This is a genomic window from Bacillus sp. FSL R5-0416, from assembly GCF_037975425.1.
In the GTDB taxonomy this organism is placed as follows: domain Bacteria; phylum Bacillota; class Bacilli; order Bacillales; family Bacillaceae; genus Bacillus; species Bacillus subtilis.
In genome coordinates this window covers 2,180,013-2,194,914 of the sequence record NZ_CP150252.1, presented here as the reverse complement: position 1 = coordinate 2,194,914, position 14,902 = coordinate 2,180,013, and the positions used below count along the sequence as shown (strand labels likewise).

The 14,902-nt window shown below is 38.6% G+C and carries 14 protein-coding genes and 5 pseudogenes; 12 read left to right on the top strand and 7 right to left on the bottom strand.

All coding sequences use genetic code 11. The annotated features are described in order from the left end of the window. Window positions 1-94: 94 nt before the first annotated feature. Window positions 95-347: pseudogene (locus tag NYE20_RS11440) on the bottom strand (helix-turn-helix transcriptional regulator). 9 nt (window positions 348-356) lie between these two features. Next, window positions 357-839 carry a DUF2975 domain-containing protein gene (locus NYE20_RS11435; RefSeq protein ID WP_015251949.1) on the bottom strand — a complete coding sequence of 161 codons (483 nt, stop codon included), beginning with the start codon at window positions 837-839 and terminating at the stop codon, window positions 357-359. Window positions 840-1,185: 346 nt separating this feature from the next. Here NYE20_RS11435 and NYE20_RS11430 point away from each other — a divergent pair, with 346 nt between their 5' ends. The 7 genes and pseudogenes from NYE20_RS11430 (at window position 1,186) to NYE20_RS11400 (ending at window position 5,663) form a co-directional block, all read left to right on the top strand. After that, window positions 1,186-2,097, top strand: a complete 912-nt coding sequence (locus NYE20_RS11430) for a VanW family protein (protein WP_161621624.1) — start codon at window positions 1,186-1,188, stop codon at window positions 2,095-2,097. A 101-nt stretch (window positions 2,098-2,198) separates the two neighbouring features. Next, complete coding sequence (locus tag NYE20_RS11425) at window positions 2,199-2,696, top strand: hypothetical protein (RefSeq protein WP_015714062.1); 498 nt, start codon at window positions 2,199-2,201, stop codon at window positions 2,694-2,696. Between the two features lie 103 nt (window positions 2,697-2,799). After that, a pseudogene (locus NYE20_RS11420) lies at window positions 2,800-3,034 on the top strand (hypothetical protein); the annotation flags it as partial. Next, window positions 3,029-3,189 (top strand): annotated as a pseudogene (locus NYE20_RS11415) (YoaP domain-containing protein); the annotation flags it as partial. The pseudogenes NYE20_RS11420 and NYE20_RS11415, both read left to right, overlap by 6 nt. Before the next feature lie 170 nt (window positions 3,190-3,359). Beyond that, on the top strand, window positions 3,360-3,842 hold the full coding sequence (locus tag NYE20_RS11410) for a DUF4944 domain-containing protein (protein WP_015714060.1): 483 nt from the start codon (window positions 3,360-3,362) through the stop codon (window positions 3,840-3,842). Window positions 3,843-3,964: 122 nt separating this feature from the next. Further along, the gene (oxdD, locus tag NYE20_RS11405) at window positions 3,965-5,143 is read left to right on the top strand and encodes an oxalate decarboxylase (protein ID WP_077671330.1); all 1,179 of its coding nucleotides are present in this window, start codon (window positions 3,965-3,967) and stop codon (window positions 5,141-5,143) included. 215 nt (window positions 5,144-5,358) lie between these two features. Next, window positions 5,359-5,663, top strand: a pseudogene (locus NYE20_RS11400) (hypothetical protein). A gap of 335 nt (window positions 5,664-5,998) precedes the next feature. On the opposite strand, the gene NYE20_RS11395 reads toward NYE20_RS11400, so the two are convergent. Continuing rightward, window positions 5,999-6,682 (bottom strand): SOS response-associated peptidase, encoded by a 684-nt coding sequence (locus NYE20_RS11395; protein WP_072174305.1) that lies wholly within the window; start codon window positions 6,680-6,682, stop codon window positions 5,999-6,001. Window positions 6,683-6,938: 256 nt separating this feature from the next. Next, window positions 6,939-7,976, bottom strand: coding sequence for a polysaccharide lyase family 1 protein (locus NYE20_RS11390; RefSeq protein ID WP_004399365.1), 1,038 nt, complete (start codon window positions 7,974-7,976; stop codon window positions 6,939-6,941). Between the two features lie 171 nt (window positions 7,977-8,147). On the opposite strand from NYE20_RS11390, the gene NYE20_RS11385 reads away from it, so the two are divergent. Together NYE20_RS11385 and exlX are read left to right on the top strand one after the other, a co-directional pair. Further along, window positions 8,148-8,825, top strand: coding sequence for a YoaK family protein (locus NYE20_RS11385; protein ID WP_004399503.1), 678 nt, complete (start codon window positions 8,148-8,150; stop codon window positions 8,823-8,825). A gap of 269 nt (window positions 8,826-9,094) precedes the next feature. Then, entirely contained in the window at window positions 9,095-9,793 is a 699-nt protein-coding gene (exlX, locus tag NYE20_RS11380; RefSeq protein ID WP_003231419.1) for an expansin ExlX, read from the top strand. Window positions 9,794-9,829: 36 nt separating this feature from the next. Here exlX and hpaB read toward each other — a convergent pair whose 3' ends face one another. Next, complete coding sequence (hpaB, locus tag NYE20_RS11375) at window positions 9,830-11,281, bottom strand: 4-hydroxyphenylacetate 3-monooxygenase, oxygenase component (RefSeq protein WP_134157009.1); 1,452 nt, start codon at window positions 11,279-11,281, stop codon at window positions 9,830-9,832. A gap of 326 nt (window positions 11,282-11,607) precedes the next feature. On the opposite strand from hpaB, the gene NYE20_RS11370 reads away from it, so the two are divergent. Beyond that, window positions 11,608-13,293, top strand: a complete 1,686-nt coding sequence (locus tag NYE20_RS11370) for a methyl-accepting chemotaxis protein (RefSeq protein WP_161621623.1) — start codon at window positions 11,608-11,610, stop codon at window positions 13,291-13,293. 115 nt (window positions 13,294-13,408) lie between these two features. Here the strand turns inward: NYE20_RS11370 and NYE20_RS11365 are convergent, their stop codons facing one another. Further along, window positions 13,409-13,702: a YozQ family protein gene (locus NYE20_RS11365; RefSeq protein WP_014477001.1), complete on the bottom strand. Its 294-nt coding sequence runs from the start codon at window positions 13,700-13,702 to the stop codon at window positions 13,409-13,411. 43 nt (window positions 13,703-13,745) lie between these two features. Further along, on the bottom strand, window positions 13,746-13,868 hold the full coding sequence (locus tag NYE20_RS11360) for a hypothetical protein (protein WP_014477000.1): 123 nt from the start codon (window positions 13,866-13,868) through the stop codon (window positions 13,746-13,748). A 68-nt stretch (window positions 13,869-13,936) separates the two neighbouring features. Between NYE20_RS11360 and NYE20_RS11355 the strand changes: the two are divergent. Further along, a pseudogene (locus NYE20_RS11355) lies at window positions 13,937-14,054 on the top strand (hypothetical protein); the annotation flags it as partial. Window positions 14,055-14,143: 89 nt separating this feature from the next. Then, window positions 14,144-14,548, top strand: a complete 405-nt coding sequence (locus NYE20_RS11350) for a UPF0715 family protein (RefSeq protein ID WP_339183012.1) — start codon at window positions 14,144-14,146, stop codon at window positions 14,546-14,548. Window positions 14,549-14,902 lie beyond the last annotated feature (354 nt).

Sequence of the window (14,902 nt, the reverse complement as noted above, 5' to 3'; positions counted from 1 at the left end):
CCTCCATAGTTGTGTTCTTCGTGTATGGAAGGGACGCTTAGTATAGCAGCTAGATGGATATAAGTTTATGTCCATAAGCTCACCGCCAATCACTTTATTTTTCTGTTGATCTTACATATTTTTTACGAATCCTGTGTGTCTTCATCACTTCGGTATTCCAATATATCCCCGGGCTGACATTCTAAAGCCTTGCAAATCGCTTCTAAAGTTGATAATCGAATAGCCTTTGCTTTTCCGTTTTTCAATATCGAAAGATTAGCCATGGTGATGCCAACTCTCTCTGAAAGCTCTGTTACGCTCATTTTCCTCTTAGCAAGCATCACATCAATGTTGATAATAATCGCCATGTCATCACCTCAGACCGTTAAGTCATTTTCTGATTTTATATCTATCGCTTCTTTTAACAGTTTTTGAAGAACAGCAGCAAAGACCGCAATCACCATTGAAGCAAAAATAATAACCAATCCGATCACAATGATACCCGGGGCGTCGTCTATCTCGGCCATCAGATAAAAGACAGGCATGCCTGCTGCGTAAAAGATACTGATAGTGACTGCGCAGTATTTTATATTCTTCAAAGCTCTTACAGACAAACCCGAGAAAGCTTTGTTTTTGTCAATATAGCTTAAAAGTTTGAACGCTTGATAAAGAGCAAAGTAAAAAGGTATCGCCGTTACATACAAATAGATGAAAACGAGATATTTTATATAAGCGATATTTGGAAATAATTCTGCTGAATAGTTGGCTATCTTAGGCACTAAAAAAATGCATAAAGCAAGAATTGGAATTCCAATAAGAACCAAAGCTATCTTTAAAAAAATTGTCGACATTCGATTCATAACAAGCACCTCATTTATTTGTTGTCTAATTGAATGTAACAAAAAATTTATCGTTTCTCAATAAAAAAATATTGATATGGATTGATTTGTTGTTGTTATAGGAGACCCTTTTCATTTTTGACAAGACAAAAAAGCATCCCTCATCACTGGGAGATGCTGAACTACTTCAAACTTGCCGACTGAATGAACCGTTTGCCTCAGTGAGCTCAGGGATCGGTGTGAACATAAAGCTAAGCTCTTTTATGAAGGTTTTTATCAACGTCTAAAGATTCAAACAAACGATGGGAAGAAATACATCAAAGGATAAGCGGCTGTTCATACTAATGATCGGGAGGTAAACCGACTTATGATACAAATTTTGATCACTGGTCTTTTTTTATTGGCTCAGCCGAGTGAGCCGCAGGACAGTTTAACGGTCACACAGCAAGGACGGACGATTGCCACTGTTAACCGTGAAGACTTTACAATGCCTCTTCCCGGCACTCCAATGGTTGACTATGAAAAATACAGTAAATTCATCAAACAGCTTGATCAGAAAGTGTACCGTGAGCCGATAAATGCTGTCCTTAACGATCATGGAAGCATCGTCCCGGGCAGGGTTGGCTACAAACTGTATCAACAGGCGTTTATGGAAAAGTTTTATGCGTATTTTTATGGGCAAGGTCCCTCCAAGATAGAAGTGCCGGAAATGAACATTTATCCGAAAGTTGACAGCGAGCTGCTAGCTCACATCAGTACGCAGCAGCTTGGTCAGTACGTGACGTATTTTAACTCAAGCAATAAAAGCCGTTCACACAATATTTCTCTTTCTGCAAAAGCAATCGACAATCACGTTGTTTTCCCTAATGAGACGTTTTCGTTTAACCAAGTTGTGGGAAAGAGAACTCGGAACAAAGGATATAAAAGTGCACCCATTATTGTAAAAGGGGAGTTGTCTGAAGGTGTAGGAGGAGGAATTTGTCAGGTGTCCTCAACTCTATTTAATGCCGTTGATCGTGCAGGACTGCAGATCGTTCAGCGCTATTCTCATACTAGAAGTGTACCATATGTACCGCCCGGACGGGATGCGACGGTAAGCTGGGGAGGTCCTGACTTTCGCTTTCAAAACCAATATAACCAACCAATCTTAATTCGGGCAAAAAGGTATGGGGGAAGTATGATTATTACGCTATACTCTTCTGATGTGATAAACAGCAAATTGAGAAAAATCCCCAAGGCTCCATCTCGGATACCGAAAGAAATAAATGCAGAGCAGTAAAAGACAAAACCTCAGGTAAGGTTTTGGTTAAGAGAGCTTGTAGATTGCTCAAAATCAATTCTTTAAGGAGCAGCCAGTGAAAGGAAGGAGGGATAAATGAAGTGAAAAGGGTATTATTTTCTGTAATTGTTTTTACAGCAGTTGGATTTACGTTTTGCCAATCAAAAGCGCATGCCCTGACTTTTACGGTGTTGCCTATTACACAAAAAACAGACCAGTGGTCAGTAAAAGTAAGTGAAGCAAAAAATGTAAAGGAATTTGCGAGACCTCAAAAAGGAGAATATCAAGTATATTCCTTGGAAGTCAAAAATATAGGGGAAAAAGCAGCTACAGTGGATGTGCAATTGTATAGAAATGACCCTGATTCAATCACAAGGTTTTCACTTTTTGGATGTCCCGATGAAAATTGTGTCAAACCAAAAGAAGATTCTAAAATGTTAGCTGAAAGTTTAAATGATGGCTCACCGCTGAAGTTCAATCATTTTATGCTGGCAGATAAAGCCTCTGAATTAGAAGTTGTTATAATTTGGACACAGAAGGGGCAAGAAGGACGCAATTTAAAACAGACCTTTAAATTCACTGAAGATGGCGTTAATTAGACAGTAAAGATAGAATGGCTTTGATGATTCGATCTCTTACTTTGCCTGAGGAAAAAACGAAAATAATTGTTGGAAAACCATCGTAGCTGAGTCAAATGTCAAAGTGACTGTGATTTATGACTATAGAGAAGAACCAGAGGAGGCTTTTTGGATACACTTATCCGATGGGAGTGAAATGTTTGTCGATGATCACAAAGTCTTTATGGAATACGAATAGAGACTTTGTGACTGACTGCGCATTTCAGCGTAACATTTTACTGATAATGACAGTGACACCTAAACAAGTGCAGCCCGTTTCGTTATTAAAAATCTTTAATTTCGAAATTTTCAGAGTTCAATTTCAGTCAATTCAGTTATCATCGAAAGAAGAGGAACAAAAGTCACCAGCTATTTGGACAACTTTTAGCGTTTTTTTGATGGGAGATTTGTGACTCACGAGATCATGAGTATAAATAAATTTGAAAAATCACTTAATAAACTCTTGTTAGCTTGATTTTTCAAAATAAAAAGCCCATTTTAAAACAAAATTGTATGTAAGGCGTGATATACGGTTAAATTTTGTCTCTGAAAGAGCTTTAATTTAAATTCGAAGTTTTTAATTTTCTTTTTAGTAACATTTTGATCATATTTTCCTACTAACGAGTTAGGGAAGTGGGGAAAAGCATGAGAAAAAAGAACAATATTAAGAAATGGCTATTGATCATTGCTGGATTCTTGATCATCTGCATCATCACATTATTTGTAATGGTATCAGGAAACAAAGTGAAATATGAGGGCAGCGGGAAAAGCGGACTGTGGATGTCTAACCTTGAAAAATCAGACAAAACTTCAATTGGACCTAATTATTTTCTAAATCTATATTGGCAGGGGAGTAAGAAGGACGAAAAGAGGACTGTCATAGAAAAAATCACCTTATACATAGATGGTAAAATGTATGATGACAGGGAAAATTATGATTTGTCAGAATACACAGGTGATGAAATGCCAGGTGGGGGACGCATGGAGGACCATATTGCCACCTTTGATTATATGCCTGAAGATGAAGTGATAGGACATGATGTATTAGTGAAAGTGGAGTGGAAGACAGGCCAGAAAAAACAGACAGAAGAAATCAAATTACATAAGAAGCCATGGTATAAAAAATAGCTTATTTGATGTATTTGTGATCACATTGGTGGTCACTTTTTTATTTGCGGATTCCTAGGCACAGCAATCTAAGATTCTGCATAGGCTGAAATAAAATCTTGTTCATTTCTAAAACGAGGTGCATGCTGTTGGAACAACAACCAATCAATCATGAAGACAGAAACGTGCCGCAGCCTATTCGAAGTGATGGAGCTGGAGCTATTGATGCAGGCCCGCGAAATATAATACGGGATATTCAAAATCCGAATATACTTGTTCCGCCTGTTACAGATGAGGGTATGATTCCTAACTTGAGATTTTCATTCTCAGACGCTCCCATGAAATTAGATCACGGCGGCTGGTCAAGAGAAATCACCGTAAGACAGCTTCCGATTTCGACTGCGATTGCAGGTGTAAACATGAGCTTAACTGCGGGAGGCGTCCGTGAGCTTCATTGGCATAAGCAAGCGGAGTGGGCTTATATGCTTTTGGGACGGGCACGTATCACCGCTGTTGACCAAGACGGACGAAATTTCATTGCTGATGTTGGTCCCGGCGACCTTTGGTACTTCCCAGCAGGAATTCCGCATTCCATACAAGGATTGGAACACTGCGAGTTTCTGCTCGTATTCGATGATGGAAACTTTTCTGAGTTTTCAACGTTAACCATTTCAGATTGGCTTGCACACACACCAAAAGACGTTCTGTCTGCAAATTTCGGTGTCCCGGAGAATGCTTTCAACTCTCTTCCGTCTGAGCAAGTCTATATTTACCAAGGGAATGTGCCGGGATCAGTCGCCAGTGAAGACATTCAGTCACCATATGGAAAAGTCCCCATGACCTTTAAACACGAGCTGTTAAATCAATCCCCAATTCAAATGCCAGGGGGGAGTGTACGAATTGTGGATTCTTCTAACTTCCCAATTTCAAAAACGATAGCCGCTGCACTTGTTCAGATTGAGCCTGGCGCGATGAGAGAGCTTCATTGGCATCCCAATAGCGATGAGTGGCAATATTATCTAACAGGACAGGGACGAATGACGGTATTTATCGGAAATGGGACTGCGCGCACATTTGATTATAGAGCAGGCGACGTTGGATACGTGCCTTCTAATGCTGGACACTATATACAAAACACTGGTACAGAAACATTATGGTTTTTAGAAATGTTCAAAAGTGACCGCTATGCAGATGTGTCACTCAATCAGTGGATGGCATTGACGCCTAAAGAATTAGTGCAAAGCAACTTGAATGCTGGATCAGTCATGCTTGATTCTCTGCGTAAGAAGAAAGTGCCTGTTGTGAAATATCCCGGTACGTAAAGACTGAACCGATCACACAGTGGTCTTAAAGTAACTAGAGTTGAATTTTGGCCTGTGTTTTATCAAATCCCTATATATACGTTATGTAGGGTTTTTCTGCTTGAATCGTATTGTAATGAGCTTTAAAATGTTAATGTGGAAATGATAACCATTCGATAATGGGAATTCAATGGCCGATTTCTACCAGTTTGATTGGCTTTAAAGGAGGACAAGAAATGAAAGCACTCATATTTTTATCCAGTTTGACTGCCATTGGGAGCTCTATATTGGGGCGATGGTTAGGGATGCTGGATGATTTTATGCTGTTAGCGATGCTTGGTTTATAGGTGTTTTAGCTGGATTGATTTCACTTCTAATATTGATTGATAGTCAAACGATGACAAAGAATTACATAGTAAGTTTAAGTACGATACTAGGCATTCTTGGAGTGGGATTTATATATTTTCCAGCTGCATTCATCAACATATTATTAAGTATTACACTGGATAAACAAAAGAAAGAAGACCTTCATGTAAGATGAAAGAAATTTCATTTAATTCTTAGGAGGGAAAGTGTATGGATTTACCTCTATGGGCTTATATCATATTTGCAATCACAGGTGCGGCAGGTTTCATAAGTTTAATGTGGTTCAGTTTTTTTACTGACAAAATAGAAAAGTGAAGCGATTTTATAAAAATGTAAACTATTTTATATGAAAGGGATAACATTGCTTATTTAAGTTTACATAATAAAATTATTTCAAACTGATGCTAAAATAACTAATTGATCTATGTACTAAATATTCATAATTACTAGAGGGATTGGCACCTAAGGAACAAAGCTATTTGACAAGTTCTTGCTAGAGAATTTCAATCACTACATATGATTTTCTGCATCAAGAAGCTCAGCTGAATTATTTTTGGGTGAATTTACTAATGATGAAACCTGGTATGCTTCCATGTCATCAGCATCATAAGGCAGCAGCAAACTTTGCAGATAATCAGGGCTTGTATTTTTGGGGTTAAGCCACTCCTTTTCATGATCATGGGTCAATATAACCGGCATTCGGTCGTGTATATCTTTCATGAACTCATTAGGCTCAGTTGTTATGATAGTGCAGGTATAAAGAGGGTATCCTTGATGTGTGCTCCACTTTTCATATAAGCCAGCAAACGCAAAAAGAGCAGATGATTTCAATTTGATCCGCATTGGGATTTTGGTTTTGGAATCAAGCCGTTTCCATTCATAAAAACTGTCTGCTGGTATGATGCAGCGTTTGCTGACAAGCGGTCTTCGAAAGGCCGGTTTCTCGGTAATTGTTTCGGCTCGAGCATTGATCATTTTATAACCGATCTTTTCATCTTTTGCCCAAGGTGGAATAAGTCCCCATCTAAGCTTGCCTAAGCGATTATTTGATCCATCATTGATGATTGCAAGGATGTTTTGTGATGGTGCGACATTATAGCTTGGCTGGTATTCACCTTTAGGAAAAAATTGATCGATGTCAAACTGGTCAATAATATCATCAAATGCAGAGTACAAAGTAAACCTGCCGCACATATCCATCATCCTTTTTAGGGGTTTTTGAATAGTTTGTGGGACGAACGTTCATTTAATACAGGTCCAGAACAATGATTTCTTTTCACTTGCGATAAACTGGTATAATAAGAAAGCCAGTTAAGAAGTTATTGTGGAAAAGAACATATGCTTTTTAGTTTGACCGACGCTGGATCTTGATGGAATTACAAGGATCGCTTAAAAATAGCCTATAGTATAAAAAGAGGCACAGCGTTTTTAACGCATGGCCTCTTTTATATCAGTAGCCAAATACCAGAGTTGTACTTTGTGATCCGGCATATTTCGTGACAAATTCTTTTGTATATTCCGGCGTTTGGACACGATAGCTATAGTTTGAACCGGGATTCCAAGAAGTCAGCGGAGAGGTTTGCTTGTTGAGTGATGGATAGCTGCCTATGTCTTTGAAATAACCAGTGCCCTTGTCGTCAAGGATGCCGCCTTTTTCACTGCCTTTCCCAAAGTAATTATATTCGGAATATATTTTTGCTTTTGTAGCAATTGTAATCGCCTGGTTAAAATTATTGCTGTAATTGTTTTTAACATGAAAGTAACCGTATCTCATCAGACCTGGGCCTCTAACATACAAGTTCTCAAAATAATTATTGGCGATTGTCATGTGGGGGTAGCCGTCATATTGATGCTGAGAATCATCCGGGTATCCTAAAATCAAACCGTATTTATGATTCGCAAATTTTGAGTTGCTGATCGTGATATAATCTGCGGATTTTCCGATATACACGAGTTTATCCAAATCGCTTCCGCTTGCATTATAGCTATGACCTGAGAATGTGACGTGATCAATCCAATAGTTCATACCGGAATCTAAATAAAGCTGGATATCATTATTTCCGTTAATCTGCGGACTGTGTTCAAACGTTAAATTTTGAAAAATGACATTTCCAGAAGCTGATGAAGTTGTTAAATAAATATTTTTCAGCGTTTTTTTCGCGTAAGAGCCCACGAGTGTTTTATTTGAGCCAATGGTAACTGTTGTTTTCGCAGATGCGGAAAGATCATTTTGAAGCACTAAAATTTTCGGAGTGGATCCTCCTAGATGGGTTTTTAAATCATTTACGCTTTGAATGTAAACAATCTGCCCGTTTTTTCCACCCGTTGTGCCCGTTTTAGAGATGCCTTTTTCATTTTTGGCATTTCCGGCAAAACCTAAAAGGCCATTTGTTGAGGTATTCGGAAAATCGACTGCACCTAATGCTTTTCCAGGCAAGAGAACCAAAAACAAGCTAAAGACGGTGAACCATAAACAAAGTCGTTTCATCACAATATGCTTCCTTTCAATTTTAATCATTTCCTTGCGGGATTATTATTACAGTTAATGGAAAGGAATGATAGGTTCTATCTTCCTAATTAATGTTGGGTTACTTAAAAAATAGAGATTGCGCCAAAAGACATACTAACAATTGAAATAGAAGAAAGGATTGATACACCGTTGACTGCAGCAGCTTATCGAAACACCTTGCTATCACTTTTATGTTTAACAGCTGGAATCGTGGATGTAATCGGGTATTTAAGCCTGGGACATGTGTTCACAGCTAATATGACTGGAAACATTGTATTATTGGGGTTAGCTATAGGCAAATCCATTCAGGTCACTGTTTTTAATTCCTTGACTGCGCTAATCGGATTTATATGCGGCGTGATCATTGCTACATTGATGGTCGGAAAGGCGGAAAATACCCTTTGGCCTTCTGCTGTGACAAAAGCCCTCGCACTTGAAGCATTCATTTTGTTTGTCTTTGCTTGTCTTTCTTTTTACCGGGCATTTGTTCCAGTGCACATTCTGATTATACTCATGAGCATTTCTATGGGGATTCAAACTACAGCAGCAAAAAAACTGGGGATTGCAGGTATTTCTTCAACTGTGTTGACCGGCACTTTGGCTTCTCTTTTAGAGGATATATCCGGCCGTTTGTTTTTTAAGAAGCAAAAGAAGACTTTCTTAAGAGATACTGTGTTAAGAGCACTGGCTATTATTTTGTATTGTGTAGGGGCTATTATTGTTGCTCTGGCTGAGCCTGATTTTTATCACTTCATTATTTGGGTTCCGATTGTGCTGATCTTTGGCATCATGATGACAGCTAAGTTGAAACTGAGCGGGGAAAAATAGCTTTTCCTGTATAGCTGTTATCAGGCCAACAGCCTGTTTCATTTCGTTATTGAAGTGCGAATTTTGAGAGGGGAAAATAAGACATTCGGCTGAAGTGCACATTCGTTCATTTGTATTGGCTTTTTCATAAGTACCTACATTTGATATATGAATGATAGTGAATTTGCCTTAAAATCATCTATGAATCTATTTCCTCTTTCAAACCAGATGGATTGAGTCTTATAATGATAATGATTCTCATTTGAAGTCTGGTTTGAGGAGGACCAAATATGAAAAAGATCATGAGTGCATTTGTTGGTATGGTTTTGTTGACGATCTTCTGTTTTTCCCCGCAAGCTTCGGCAGCATATGACGACCTGCATGAAGGTTATGCAACGTATACAGGGTCAGGTTATTCAGGAGGAGCTTTCCTGCTGGATCCCATTCCTTCCGATATGGAGATTACTGCAATAAATCCGGCGGATCTCAATTACGGAGGAGTAAAAGCAGCACTTGCCGGCTCTTATTTGGAAGTTGAAGGGCCAAAAGGGAAAACAACCGTATATGTTACTGATCTTTATCCCGAAGGCGCTCGGGGAGCTCTTGATCTGTCACCTAATGCCTTCCGTAAAATCGGCAATATGAAAGACGGAAAAATCAATATTAAATGGCGTGTTGTCAAAGCCCCAATCACCGGCAATTTCACCTACCGGATCAAAGAAGGCAGCAGCAGGTGGTGGGCAGCAATCCAAGTCAGAAATCACAAGTATCCTGTTATGAAAATGGAATATGAAAAGGATGGTAAGTGGATCAACATGGAGAAAATGGACTATAACCATTTTGTGAGTACGAATTTAGGTACAGGCTCTCTCAAAGTCAGAATGACTGACATCCGCGGAAAAGTTGTGAAAGACACCATTCCAAAGCTGCCTGAAAGCGGAACGTCCAAAGCCTATACTGTACCGGGCCATGTTCAGTTTCCTGAATAAAAAATACGAAACAGCGGATCTTTTCCCGCTGTTTTTTCATTGTTCTGCATCTGCATGTAAAAATGTTTTAATCATGTTCAACTGCTCCTGCTTTGGATAACTGGTATACAGCCTGCTTGAAATCCGAATAGGATCTCCGAAAAAGTATCTTTCATAGTGAGTTTGTCTAGTTCCGAATGAACTCATTGTTAAATCCCATGCCAAACGGAAAATTTTCACACGTTCTTCAGCATTTGTATTGGTTGCTTGAAGATATTGGTCAAGATCTTCCCGTATCTCTGAGTCAAATGCATTTTCGGTAGGCAATGTCACCATTCCGCTAGCTCCAATTAATTGTATGATTTCAGTAAATCGAGGATATAGCTTAGGAATGATTGTACTGATGACTTGAAGAGGAATTAAAGAGGGTCGCATATAGCCGAATTCATCTAACTGAGCATCATTTTCCGATTTGTCAATGAGCGCTTTGATTGTTTCCAATCCCACAATGATTTCTGAGAGCTTTTCTTGGATGTGCTGATATTCGGATACATTAATGGTGTCGACAAGAAGCTGTGCAACACCTAATAGAAATTCAATTTTTATCATTTGCCTAATGACAACCTGGTGAAAGGTAAAGGCATGAAAAGAGCTTTTTGTCATAAAATCTTTAGCTGCTTCCACATTATCGTAAAAAAACACACGATTCCACGGCACTAACACATGATCAAAAACCACAATTGAATCCATTTCTTCATACCTGGAGCTTAAGGGATGATTGAAGGAAGAGTCGCTTAATACAAATGATTCTCTTGTGATGAATTTTACGCCTTTTGTATTAGAAGGGATTGAAAAAGCATAAGCTTCATCTGTTTCAAAGAAAAATTTAGGCGCTGAAAAAACCAAGATTTCATCGGTCAATCCGCCCTGTGTTGCAAGCAGTCGTGCGCCATGAATCATTAAACCTTTTTCGGTTCTATCAATGACTTTAGCAGATATCGGTTTTTCACTTAGCCCAAAATAGGACTGTGACCGGTTCACTTGCGGAGTAATGAATGTATGGGTAAAAGAAAGGTCATGCTTAGCAGCTTGTTCATACATATCTAGTATATGTTCAGGAAAGCAATTCTCTTTATCTTTTAGAAGCTCCGCTGACGAAGCAAAGCTCATCATAACCGTATTCATGTAATCCGGACTTCTCCCCATCATTCCATGAGTATGTCTAGCCCAATGTTCAATCATGGTCCTTCTTTTTTTCAAATCATTTTTGGTTTTAGGCTGGAGATAGGAAAGGCCGATTCGATTATGATCTCCAGGAAGGCAATAAGTCATTTCATGTATTAACTCATCCTTTGTTTGCAGTTCATAAAGTGAGCTTTTTGTTTTGATTATTCCTTTAAATGCAGGATGCTCAGAAATGTTACCCTTTATTTTTTCGCCATCATACCATATTTCGTTTTCTAGTTTATTCAATCGGTCAATGAATTCTTTTCCATTGATGATCCCCATTTAAGTTTCGCTCCTTCATATTTTGCTGCGTATTGTATTATATTTTCGAGAAAACAGCCGGTTCAGCCAATTTGAGGTGGGAAAAGCCTTTTTTGTATGCCTAATAGAAAATAAGAAGCTTATACGACAAAAGACAGCCAATTTTTCTTGAAGCCTTTTTGAAGATTCAGAGACGTAAAGAATTTGCTTATTCATATGAAAATATCACTATAAAACTTGATAACACGTGTCGATATTATGGACATGAGCGTAAGCGAATTGGATTTAAACGCGCTTAAACATATTTTATTTCAGCCATTACATTGTGCGGAAAGGAAAAACGACACATGAAAGTGAAAACAAAATTGCTGGGGATTATATCAATATTAGTTGTTTCAATTATTGGAATTGGAGGCTCCTCAGTATTTATGATTTCTTCTACTGTGAAAAAGAATGAAGAACTTAAAGACAAAATGGAATTCCAAAAAGAGATAAAACACATCCAATATGAATTGACCGGGTTATCAAATGATGAAAGAGGCTTCTTGATTACCGGAGACAAAGAATACGACGAGGGTATGAAGGAAAAAGCAGACGATGTCTTAAAGAGCCTTGACCGGGTTAATGACTTGATTGATGAAGAGAAGTATCAATCCAATATTGAAGACATTAAGACAAGTTTTACTCAGTATAGAGCTTTGAATCAGCAGGTAGTAACAGCCTACTCTTCAAATCCTAAAAAAGCAGAAACCATCCATTTTGGAGAAGAAAGAACATTAAGAAAAGAAGTCGTAGATCCGGCTGTCAATAAGCTGTCTGATCGCCTGGATCAAGAGGTAGAGGATCTAAAGGATGAAATACGGGGCAATGGGAAAATGAGTCAATCGCTCATTATCATTGTCACAGGGATATCAGTAATGTTAGGCATTGTTCTAAGCATAATGCTGTTAAAGTCCATTATGGTGCCACTAAGAAGCATAAATAAGCAGCTGGAGGAAATTGCTCATGGCGAGGCTGATTTAACCAAAAAAGTCATAGTGAAAAATAAAGATGAATTTGGCCAGCTTGCCAAATCTTTTAATTCTTTTACTCATTCATTATCTCAAATTATGAAGCAGATCAGCAGTTCATCTGAACAAGTCGCCGCTTCCTCCGAAGAATTATCGGCAAGCGCAGAAGAATCAAAATCAACATCTGAACATATTTCCCGAGCCATGCAGATGGCTGCCGAAAGCAATGTGAAACAAAGCTCAATGACAGAAAAGAGTGCGGAATCCATTACTGAATTATTAGACAGTATATCATCTGTTGCTTCAAATACAGGGAACATAGCGGATCTTTCTTCTTCGATGAGAGACAAGGCTGAAATAGGCTCTAAGTCCGTCAACAAGATGTTAGATCAGATGAAATTCATTGATAAATCTGTAGATTCAGCCGGCAATGGATTACAGGCATTGGTAGCGAGCACAGCAGAAATCAGTGATATTTCCTCGCTTATCACGACGATTTCAGAGCAGACCAATTTGCTGGCCCTAAACGCAGCGATCGAGGCGGCCAGAGCCGGAGAGCAAGGAAAAGGATTTGCTGTGGTGGCAGAAGAAGTTCGGAAGTTGGCGGATGAAACAAATAAATCTGCAAACCACATCCAATCGGTGGTAGCGACCATCCAAAACGAATCGATAGAAACGGTAAATAATATTAAAGTTGTTCAAGAAAATGTGAGCTCAGGTATTGTTCTTTCTCAAGAGACAACAGGAAATTTCAATGAAATACTGAACCTGGTGGAACAGGTCACTTCTCAAATACAAGAAGTTGCAGCAGCAACTCAACAGCTTACTTCAGGCGTTGAAGTGATTCAGCACACAGTTCATACATTGGCTGCTGGTACAAAAGAAACGTCAGCAAATACAGAAGCGGTTGCAAAATCATCAGAGGAACAGCTACATTCAATGGAGGAAATCTCCTATGCCGCAGAATCTCTATCTCAGTTGGCAGAAGAGCTTCAAACCGTCATTAATCGTTTTAAATATTAAACAGGCTACTTACGTGCAACCCCCATCTTATTCGGTGGGGGTTGGCTACTTTTACTGTGGTTGTTTCTACAAACGGAGCTAACTGACTTCTTTTAAGTTAGCTCCGTTTGTATGGCTAGTCCAAATTTTGATCGATCGTTCCTTCAAAATAGTCATCGCTCACCTGTTCATGAGTTTCAGCCAATCCTTTTTCCAATTGCGTGCTTCCTTTATAATCTGAGGGCTCAAAGTATTTCCCGGCTACATCTGTTGTGTCATTTTTGTTTTCTTTGTTATGAGTTTGTGTTTCAGTGTTTACACTTTCTGTCTCAGTATTGCTGCTTATAGATTGCTGAAAATCATATTCCTTGTCTAATGAAGAAAATCTTTTATAATCATCAGGTCTGTCTGCACCGTTTTTTTGAGTCACTTTACTTCCTCCAGATTATTGATATTTTAGTGGGGGTAAGAACTTATTTCGTTCTTTTAGGATCAGAACCATGTTTTTTAGGATCATCTGCTTTAAAAGCTGTTTCAGTCTCATGGTCATTTCTCATTTGTTCAATACTTGAATTTTGAATTCCCTTTTTACTCATTGGTTTCACTCCTTTACGAAAAGTGTTGAATATCAACTCTTCTTATTTTGTCTGTTGATCAGGTATTCATTCACTTTTTTCATTCGCGCTTTCGCCAATCAGGAGATGCGTTTTCATGCCAGCGTATTATCTAATAAAAGAACGTCATTTTTGAAACCTTTTATTAGCGCATTGCGTATAGCACGTTGGGGAAGACATCTCGATAAAAGAAATACAAAGGTTGTGAATTTATACTAACAGCACTGTGAATAAATCAAACAAGGGGGGGTGAAAAAATGAAAAAAATCGCATCATATTATTTAATGACATTAGGGCTATCCAGCCTTACATTTGGTTTGTTTTTAGGGTTTTATTCTTTCGTTATGTATGGCGATATGATAATTGCATTGTTTACGGCAACAATTGCTTTATTATACGGTTTTGTGGTGTATGGCCTTTTTGCTGTTCCGCTCCAAATGAAGTTGCAGAAAAAAGCGAGAACATTCAATGTCATGTACCTCTTGATTTACAGTGTGGTTGCTTTTATCGCAGCTTTCCTGTTTTTTGTTATCAATGAACCTGCGTCAATAGCATGGACATTGCAATCGTACTTTTATTATATGTTAAGTATTGCGGCTGCAGTAATTTACTGGTTATGGGATTCTCTGATCCTTTATAAACGTACAGCTTCCGGTGTATAGGCTGATTTTTACCAATCGGAGAAATATGGAGGTTCAATAAAAATTCAGGATCTAAAAGCTTTAGGTTTCATATTTTTTTAAAAAAATCCTCCGCGGATAAAGGCGCAGTATGGGGGCATAATGAGAGCACACATTCGAACCGAATAGGTTTTCTAAGTGTTTTACGATACATACGTTCATCAAGATCATCACGTCATCGGAATATAAAAACTATTGTTGTGGAACGGGCATCTTGAGTTGTTTGAGGAAAGAACATAGATGGTGGTTTATCGTTTTATCAGCGCTTATGGAACAAAGTTTTGGTGGCGGTCAATCCATACAGCTAAACAGAGGAGAGCGTGACAATGAATCTCG